The sequence below is a fragment of the Duncaniella muricolitica genome, from assembly GCF_910574735.1.
Taxonomy (GTDB): Bacteria; Bacteroidota; Bacteroidia; order Bacteroidales; family Muribaculaceae; genus Duncaniella; species Duncaniella muricolitica.
Genome location: NZ_CAJTCF010000115.1, coordinates 1 through 7,721 on the forward strand (window position 1 = coordinate 1; position 7,721 = coordinate 7,721).

The window sequence follows — 7,721 nt, forward strand, 5'->3', positions numbered from 1 at the left end:
GTCTTTCGTTGGACAGATAAGTCGGTGATGATAGGTCATTTTCAAAGAACACTTGCCTAATCCTTGCCAAAGGGACTATTAAGACACTACCTTGACTGGCGCACCGAAGCCGTACAAGCCAAATTTGACAGCGGCCACAAAGACCCTTATCAGGCTACAGTCTCGGCTATGGGCGGACTCTCGGCCGCACTCATCACTACGACAGTGGTGTTCATGGCCGTCTTTATACCCGTATGTTTTATGGGAGGGACATCCGGAACGTTCTACACGCAGTTTGGTCTCACAATGGCTGTGGCGGTGGGCATCTCGCTCATCAACGCCATGACGCTATGCCCGGCCCTCAGCGCACTGCTCATGCGTCCGGCCAAAGAGGACGGCAGCCGGCACGGATTTGTGAAACGATTCCATTATGCTTTCGACCGTTCGTTTGCCACCATGACCGGACAATACCGCAGCGGCGTTATGTTTCTGTTTCGTTTCCGCTGGATAGTCCTGACTCTGTTTCTGCTCTCGGGAGGCGCGCTGGTGTGGCTTGTATCAACCACCAAGACAGGGCTTGTGCCACAGGAGGACATGGGCACAATCAGTCTAAATGTCCAGGTAGCTCCCGGCAGTAATCTTGCCGAGACAAGCGAGATTATGGACCGTATAGAGGATGCGATCAAGGATATTCCCGACATCTACATCTATTCGCGCGTGACCGGTAAAAATGCCCGTCACGACCAATCGGCATCAGCCGGTTCATTCAACATACGTCTGCGCGACTGGAGCGAGCGCAAAGGCTCAGGCCACGACATCAATGCAATAATACGAGAGATATATAAACGCACTGAAGGCATATCGTCGGCACAGGTGCGTGCCTCTCAGTCGCCAATGATATCGGGCTACGGCACAGGCAGCGGCTTTGAGCTTTATGTGCAGGACCGCTCGGGAAAGACTACCGACGAACTGCTGCAAGTGACACGCGAGTTTATCGACTCGCTCAACTCCCGACCCGAAATCTCGCGGGCCTACACCACCTTCGACACCAAGTATCCCCAGTACATGGTAGAGGTCGACGCTGCGAAATGCCTCAGGATGAATGTTTCTCCGTCAGATGTGTTGTCGACTCTTGCCGGATATGTCGGCGGCAGTTATTCGTCAAACCTCAACCGATTCACCAAGCTCTATCGAGTAATGGTTCAGGCCACACCCGAGGCCCGGCTCGACACCGAGTCACTCAAAAGCATGTATGTACGCACCGGCGACGGAGAGATGGCACCGCTTGACAATTTCATTACACTCACGCGGGTCTACGGCTCGGAAAGTCTATCGAGATTCAATCTGTTTCCGGCTATTTCGGTGTTTGGCGAGCAGGGCGACGGCTACAGCTCAGGCGAAGCCATCAACGCCATCAAGGAAGTTGCCGACCAATACCTGCCTACAGGCTATGGCTATGAATTTGGCGGCATGTCGCGTGAGGAATCCTCGGCCGGCAACACTACAGTAATCGTATTCAGCATATGCCTCGCATTTATCTACCTCATCTTATGCGCACTCTATGAAAGCATTACAATACCTCTGGCAGTAATCGCAGCCGTACCCATGGGTCTGGCCGGATGTTTCATATTCGCCCGCTGGTGGGGCATTGAAAACAACATCTACATGCAGATAGGCCTTATCATGATCATAGGTCTGCTGGCAAAAACCGCCATACTGCTCACTGAATATGCCACCGCCCGCCGCAAAGAGGGCATGGGACTCATTGCTGCAGCCATATCTGCGGCCAAAGCCCGCTTCCGTCCCATCATCATGACCTCGGCAACGATGATATTCGGCATGCTTCCGCTTATGTTTGCATCGGGTGTAGGAGCCAACGGTAATATTTCGGTCGGAGTCGGGACTGTAGGCGGACTGCTCTTCGGCACATTGGCTCTGCTGTTTATGGTACCGGTATTCTTCGTTATATTCCAATACATACACGAACGTATCATGCCCAAGAGAACACGTGGACAGGTAGACATACCAAGCTCGAACCATGGTAATTGACGAGAATACAGGGCGTGGAAGGACTGACTTTTTCATGACGTGCGGTGTATAATTATGCTGCAAAGTTACACATCGGTTATCCCTAAACAGTGCGATAATATCATTAATTATTTTCGATGAATCTCGGTCCGACATGCCCACATCTACCTCGACGTTTACCCGTCAAAGCATGTAGTTTGCCACTTTTATATATTTCACAGTCGCCGATATATCATTGTATATCAACAATATACATATACAGTACTCATTAATAGGTATTTTTTGACGAGCATAAACTTCCGACCTTTGCACTGCTAAAACAATAAAAAAAGGTATGACATCTCGGAAAAAGTATTTTTTCAGTATAATCACTCTTCTGACTATCGCAATCTCCACATTCGCCGCAGGAAAACCGGGAATGATCTCAGGTAAAGTGCTATCGACCGACGGTGAACCGATCGACTTTGCCACCGTATTTCTGAAAGGGACATCATACACATGTTCCACCGATGAGAAAGGACTTTATCACCTTTCTGCTCCTGCCGGAGATTACACGATAGTATACACATCCGTAGGATTTGACAAAAAAGAATTTAAAGTAAACCTCAAAGCAGGTGAACGAGACAAAATGGTGGTCAAACTCAAACCATCAACCAATCTCGGTGAAGTAATCGTGGTCGGCAATCAGCTCAGCAAAGTGAAAAACTCAGCTTTCAATGCCACAGCCATCAATACCCGTGAACTCACCAACACCACCAAGACTCTCAGCGAAGCCTTGGCCAAGGCTCCGGGCATGAAGATACGCGAGAGCGGAGGCGTAGGGTCTGACATGGCTGTGACAATGGACGGCTTCAGCGGCAAGCATGTCAAAGTATTTATCGACGGTGTGCCGCAGGAAGGCGTAGGAAGCTCGTTCGGGCTCAATAATATCCCGGTCAACTTTGCCGACCGCATAGAGATTTACCGCGGAGTCGTGCCTGTAGGGTTCGGAGCAGATGCCATCGGCGGCATCATCAATATCGTAACACCACGACGCCAGCGCAAATGGTTTATGGACGCATCTTATTCCTATGGTTCGTTCAACACCCACAAGTCATATGTCAACTTTGGCCAGACTCTCCGTAACGGTTTTAAATACGAGATAAACGCATTTCAGAACTATTCCGACAACAACTACAAGGTAGATGTGCCTGTCGAAGACTTTACCACCGGCTCACTCGACACCAAGACTTTGTATCGTGTAAATCGCTTCAATGACAAATATCATAATGAGGCTGTGATGGCTAAACTCGGTTTTGTCAACAAGAGCTGGGCCGACCGCATACTGATGGGCATCAACTATTCTCACATGTATCAGGAAGTGCAGACCGGTGTGCGACAAAAAATCGTATTCGGACAGAAACATCGTCACGGCAATACGCTCATGGGGTCGCTGGAATACAGCAAGCGCAACCTTCTCACACAAGGAATTGATGTGTCGTTCAACGCTAACTACAACCGCAACCTCAACACCAATGTCGACACCGCAGCCGTAAGATACAACTGGCTTGGCGAGACTATTCCCATCAGCTCGCCCAGCGAACAGTCCAACCAGCTCTCCGAAGCATGCAACAACAACTGGACTGCGACATTCACTGCCAACTACCGTCTCGGAAGGCGCCACATGTTCACGCTCAACAATGTGTTCAACACATTCAACCGCTCCAACCGCAACCTCCTTACCACGCCACCGAGCGAAGATGAGTTTGCAAAGGTCACAAGCAAAAACATCGTAGGGCTCTCCTATCGCTACACGCCTGTCCGACAGGTGAGTCTCTCGGCTTTCGGCAAACAATATCACCAATATGTATCGGGCCCGGTCACCACGACATCAGCCCAGGACGAATATACCGTTGCCTCACGCACTGTCGATTATTTAGGATATGGAGTGGCCGGCACATGGTTCATGCCGCTCGGATTTCAACTCAAAGCCTCATATGAGAAAGCCTATCGTCTGCCGACCATCGAAGAAATATTCGGTGACGAAGACCTTGAGATGGGCGAGATGGACATCAAGCCGGAGTCAAGCAACAACATCAACCTCAATCTCAGCTATGACGCCACTTTTGGCAGTCACACAGTGTATGTGGAATCGGGTCTGATCTATCGCGATACCCGCGACTACATACAGCGCAACATCGCATCGCTCTCAGGCGGAAAATTTGCCGCGACCTATATAAATTACGGCAAAGTCAAGACCACCGGAGTAAACGTGTCGGCCCGCTACAGCTTCTCCAAATGGGTGAGTCTCGGCGGAAACCTCACCTACATGAACGTACGTGACAAATGCCGCACGATGCCCAACACCACCGCGGCCAATCTATCCTACGGTCAGCGCATGCCCAATCTGCCCTACTTCTTCGCCGACTCCGACATCAACTTCTATTGGCTCGGTCTCGGTCGCAAGACCAATACTCTGACAGTCACGTATGACAACCAATACACCCGCAAGTTCTGCTACTATTCGTCAATCATCGGATCAAACAGCGATGAGTATATGATACCCGACCAGTTTGCCCACAATCTGACATTTACCTACAGCATCCGCAGCGGTCGCTACAATATATCGCTGGAGTGTCGCAACTTCACCGACGCCAAGCTCTATGACAACTTCAGTCTCCAGAAAGCAGGACGCGCATTTTATGGCAAATTCAGAATATACTTCGGAAATTAATAATTAACAAAATCATAAATCACCCAATGAAGAAACAGTTTGTATGGGCATGTGCCCTTGCCGTGTCGGCCTCTGCGCTGACAGCCTGCTCCGATGACAATGACAACGCCGGCAGCAATGACTACAACGGTGCCTCATGCGGCCCGCAGTTTGTCATCGCTACTACCGTAAGCGCGTCGGGCAACTCCTCTTACGTACTTCTCTCCGCGCCCTCGCTTGATGAAGGCAGCGTATCGCCTATCAATAACGGATGTACCAATTCGGGAGCCACTCAGTGGGTGTATAACGGAGACTATGTGTATGGCCTGCAATATCGTCAGGGTAACGACGGTGCGACACAGCGATTCGCTCTCCGGCCCGACGGTAAAATCGAAGCCGACTCAAGAGAATTTTTCATCTCACGTTTCTCATCCTACGGCATAGCCGGCGACAATATTTTCACGATGTCGACCGCCGATGGCCTCTCTGAATATGCCGATGCCAACGGCTATACTCCCAAGACTCTGACGTTCACTCGCCTCGACTGCGAGAACGGCACATCGACTTCCAACGTCAATACTGGCAACCGCTATTCGGTAGAGAACTATGTAGGCACAGGTGAATACGTGACCGTGTGCGGTCTTGAGCCTGCCGGTTCACGTATCTTTGCAGGAATCGTTCCCATGGGTCTCAGCCAGTACGGCTATGCCGACGGCAACGGCAAATGGCTCCGCAGCGAAGAGTATCGCGACCTTGTAACAACTGCCGACGGTGGCTCCGGCGGAGGCTCTTACAAGAAAGGAGAACTCTCCGGCACACAGTATCCCGACAGATGTTATGTTGCCATCTATGACAATAACAATCTGCTCAACCCCACCATCGCGATGACTGAAAAAATCAGCTCGCCTGCCGGACGTTACCGTTCACAGTATTATCAGTCGGTATGGGCCGACGACAAGGGTGATGTGTACGTATTCTCACCCAGCTATGCCAAGGCCATGACCTCCGACCTGCAGAAAGCCACAGTGAATGCCGGCGTGGCACGCATTCCCAACGGTGCCAACGATTTTGACGATTATTACTGCGATATCGAAAGCCTCTCTGGCGGCTACTCATTCCTGCGCAACTGGTATATCAGCGACAGCTACTTCCTCATGCAGATGTATGACAAAAAACTGAACGAAGGCGGCACCCTGACAGCCCTCTCGCTTGCCATCTTCGACGCTGAAGCCAAGACTCTGAAATATGTCGACATGCCTGACAACGTATCGGCTATAGGCAAGACCATCTATGCCCGCAACGGATATGTCTACATCCCCATCAGCTTCACCGAGGGTTATCCCGTAATTTATCGCATCGACCCGAGGACCGCTGTGGCCACCAAGGGACTGACTGTCGAAGTGACTTCAATCGAGGGCATCGGTCTTCTCAATCCGATTGACTGATAAAGCGACAAAAGATATATGAAACTGTTCAGAAAACTCCATCTGTGGCTGTCGGTACCATTTGGCATCTTCATCACACTGATATGCTTCTCGGGCGGCATGCTCATTTTCGAGCAGGAGATCACCAGAGCTGCAAAAAGCGATGTATATTATGTGGCGTCAGTCGGCGAGACCACTATCCCCATGGGAGAACTCATGGAGACTGTCAAAGCCACCCTGCCCGACAGTGTTTCCATCACAGGCGTCACAGTATTTTCCGATCCGGAACGCACCTACCAGGTAGCACTCTCCAAACCCCGTCGCGCGTCACTGTTCATCGACCAGTATTCCGGAGAAATCACCGGCCGCTATGAACGTCTCGGATTTTTCTCCTTCATGTTCAAGATGCATCGCTGGCTTCTTGACAGTGCCAATCCCCACGGAGACGGGCTGAAGATAGGCAAGCTCCTTGTAGGCATCTCGACCATCATCTTTGTCATCGCACTTATCACCGGTATAGTGCTTTGGTGGCCACGTGCACGCCACAATTTCAAGCACAGCATGTCAATATCCCTATCCAACGGCTGGAAAGGCTTCTGGAAAAGTCTGCATGTGGCAGGCGGTATGTACGCGCTGATATTCGTGCTCGCGATGGCTCTAACCGGCCTCACCTATTCGTTCGGCTGGTATCGCACAGCCTTCTATGCCGTTTGCGGTGTGGAGCATACGGCTCGCAATTTCGGACAAAGCACACCCACAACCGAAGGCAAAAAGGAGAGTCGAGGCAATCGTGGCGGACGAGGTGAAGGGCGTGGCAATCGTGGCGAAGGTCGCGGCCATGGAGGTCGCGGCGGCCACAAACGCTCCGAGTTTGGACGCTGGCAGCAGGTGTATGACGAACTTAAAGCCAAGAATCCCGATGCTCCCCAGATTACAGTCGGGCCGGAGACCGCTTCAGTAACCATCGGCAATTATGGCAATCCGCGTGCGGCCGACCGTTATGAGTTCAACCGCCGCACAGGCGAGCTGACGCTCTCCGCTCCTTATGCATCTGCCGTTGAGGCCGACAAACTGCGTGGATGGATTTACTCCATCCACACCGGAAGTCTCGGCGGATTTGTCACCCGTCTGCTATGGCTGCTCGGCTCTCTGCTGGGCGCATCGCTTCCGCTCACCGGCTATTATCTTTGGATCAAGCACATGGGCAAGAAAAAAGACGGCCACCATCCTCATGTCCGGTCATAGACTTCATGCATAAAAGGATAGATTAGATTGGAATATAGCAGTTGTCACTTCATCTTTGTGACAACTGCTATATTTTTTCTCTCACGCCACCGGCACGGCTGAGGCTGAACAGTCCGGCCACGATGGCAAAGCCCAGAGCAGCATACAGACACACGCGCACCGATGTTACCACACCCGTCGTCATAGCAAATACAATGGTGACAGTGCGTCCGTAATGGTCGCATAACAAATACCTCTTTGGCAAGAGGTTAGATAAGTGTTCCAAATAACATATTGGGGTAAAATCACCCCAACAAACAGTTGTTAACAACCAAATAACAAAGTTTAACTATGTTATATTATCTATTCCCATC

General features: G+C 51.0%; 4 protein-coding genes and 1 pseudogene. 4 read left to right on the forward strand and 1 reads right to left on the reverse strand.

Annotated elements, in window-relative coordinates; translation table 11 throughout:
- Positions 1-105: 105 nt before the first annotated feature.
- The 4 genes and pseudogenes from QGT73_RS16385 to QGT73_RS16400 form a co-directional block, all read left to right on the forward strand.
- Positions 106-2,028, forward strand: a pseudogene (locus QGT73_RS16385) (efflux RND transporter permease subunit); the annotation flags it as partial.
- Positions 2,029-2,341: 313 nt separating this feature from the next.
- Positions 2,342-4,720: a TonB-dependent receptor gene (locus QGT73_RS16390; protein ID WP_425278419.1), complete on the forward strand. Its 2,379-nt coding sequence runs from the start codon at positions 2,342-2,344 to the stop codon at positions 4,718-4,720.
- A 26-nt stretch (positions 4,721-4,746) separates the two neighbouring features.
- The gene (locus QGT73_RS16395) at positions 4,747-6,144 is read left to right on the forward strand and encodes a DUF4374 domain-containing protein (RefSeq protein WP_280123149.1); all 1,398 of its coding nucleotides are present in this window, start codon (positions 4,747-4,749) and stop codon (positions 6,142-6,144) included.
- Between the two features lie 18 nt (positions 6,145-6,162).
- A complete protein-coding gene (locus QGT73_RS16400; RefSeq protein ID WP_280123150.1) occupies positions 6,163-7,368 on the forward strand; it encodes a PepSY-associated TM helix domain-containing protein in 1,206 nt (401 codons plus the stop codon).
- Between the two features lie 67 nt (positions 7,369-7,435).
- Here the strand turns inward: QGT73_RS16400 and QGT73_RS16405 are convergent, their stop codons facing one another.
- Positions 7,436-7,612, reverse strand: a complete 177-nt coding sequence (locus QGT73_RS16405; RefSeq protein ID WP_280123151.1) for a hypothetical protein — start codon at positions 7,610-7,612, stop codon at positions 7,436-7,438.
- Positions 7,613-7,721 lie beyond the last annotated feature (109 nt).

Excerpts from the sequence above, each read along its gene's own strand:
- QGT73_RS16390 (WP_425278419.1), top strand. The coding sequence starts at position 2,342 with ATGACATCTCGGAAAAAGTATTTTTTCAGTATAATCACTCTTCTGACT.
- QGT73_RS16395 (WP_280123149.1), top strand. The coding sequence starts at position 4,747 with ATGAAGAAACAGTTTGTATGGGCATGTGCCCTTGCCGTGTCGGCCTCT.
- QGT73_RS16400 (WP_280123150.1), top strand. The coding sequence starts at position 6,163 with ATGAAACTGTTCAGAAAACTCCATCTGTGGCTGTCGGTACCATTTGGC.